The sequence below is a fragment of the Arthrobacter sp. Y3224198 genome (assembly GCF_059090025.1).
Window position 1 is genome coordinate 1 of sequence record NZ_JBNHFG010000068.1, and the last position, 1,725, is coordinate 1,725.

Sequence of the window (1,725 nt, forward strand, 5' to 3'; positions counted from 1 at the left end):
GTCTGTTGTTTGAGAACTCAATAGTGTGCCAAGTTTATTGATACCAATTATTTTGATTGGTTGAATCGACCGTGCCGCCCACCCCGTGGGTTGGTCATGGTTTTTTTAGCCGGTTTCGAATTTAGTGCAGTGCCTGGCGGCCAATTTTCCTTGGTCCCGGCATTGTGTCTGTAAAACATTTACGGAGAGTTTGATCCTGGCTCAGGATGAACGCTGGCGGCGTGCTTAACACATGCAAGTCGAACGATGACTTCTGTGCTTGCACAGAATGATTAGTGGCGAACGGGTGAGTAACACGTGAGTAACCTGCCCTTGACTTCGGGATAAGCCTGGGAAACCGGGTCTAATACCGGATACGACCTCCTGGCGCATGCCATGGGGGTGGAAAGCTTTATGCGGTTTTGGATGGACTCGCGGCCTATCAGCTTGTTGGTTGGGGTAATGGCCCACCAAGGCGACGACGGGTAGCCGGCCTGAGAGGGTGACCGGCCACACTGGGACTGAGACACGGCCCAGACTCCTACGGGAGGCAGCAGTGGGGAATATTGCACAATGGGCGGAAGCCTGATGCAGCGACGCCGCGTGAGGGACGAATGCCTTCGGGTTGTAAACCTCTTTCAGCAGGGAAGAAGCGAAAGTGACGGTACCTGCAGAAGAAGCGCCGGCTAACTACGTGCCAGCAGCCGCGGTAATACGTAGGGCGCAAGCGTTATCCGGAATTATTGGGCGTAAAGAGCTCGTAGGCGGTTTGTCGCGTCTGCTGTGAAAGCCCGGGGCTCAACCCCGGGTCTGCAGTGGGTACGGGCAGACTAGAGTGCAGTAGGGGAGACTGGAATTCCTGGTGTAGCGGTGAAATGCGCAGATATCAGGAGGAACACCGATGGCGAAGGCAGGTCTCTGGGCTGTAACTGACGCTGAGGAGCGAAAGCATGGGGAGCGAACAGGATTAGATACCCTGGTAGTCCATGCCGTAAACGTTGGGCACTAGGTGTGGGGGACATTCCACGTTTTCCGCGCCGTAGCTAACGCATTAAGTGCCCCGCCTGGGGAGTACGGCCGCAAGGCTAAAACTCAAAGGAATTGACGGGGGCCCGCACAAGCGGCGGAGCATGCGGATTAATTCGATGCAACGCGAAGAACCTTACCAAGGCTTGACATGAACCGGTAAGACCTGGAAACAGGTCCCCCACTTGTGGCCGGTTTACAGGTGGTGCATGGTTGTCGTCAGCTCGTGTCGTGAGATGTTGGGTTAAGTCCCGCAACGAGCGCAACCCTCGTTCTATGTTGCCAGCGCGTTATGGCGGGGACTCATAGGAGACTGCCGGGGTCAACTCGGAGGAAGGTGGGGACGACGTCAAATCATCATGCCCCTTATGTCTTGGGCTTCACGCATGCTACAATGGCCGGTACAAAGGGTTGCGATACTGTGAGGTGGAGCTAATCCCAAAAAGCCGGTCTCAGTTCGGATTGAGGTCTGCAACTCGACCTCATGAAGTTGGAGTCGCTAGTAATCGCAGATCAGCAACGCTGCGGTGAATACGTTCCCGGGCCTTGTACACACCGCCCGTCAAGTCACGAAAGTTGGTAACACCCGAAGCCGGTGGCCTAACCCCTTGTGGGAGGGAGCCGTCGAAGGTGGGACCGGCGATTGGGACTAAGTCGTAACAAGGTAGCCGTACCGGAAGGTGCGGCTGGATCACCTCCTTTCTAAGGAGCACCTCAGGT

General features: G+C 55.8%; 1 rRNA gene. It reads left to right on the top strand.

The features are described from left to right. Nucleotides 1–178 precede the first annotated feature (178 nt). Nucleotides 179–1,707 (top strand): 16S ribosomal RNA (locus AC5RUF_RS16315). The last annotated feature ends 18 nt before the right edge of the window (nt 1,708–1,725 follow it).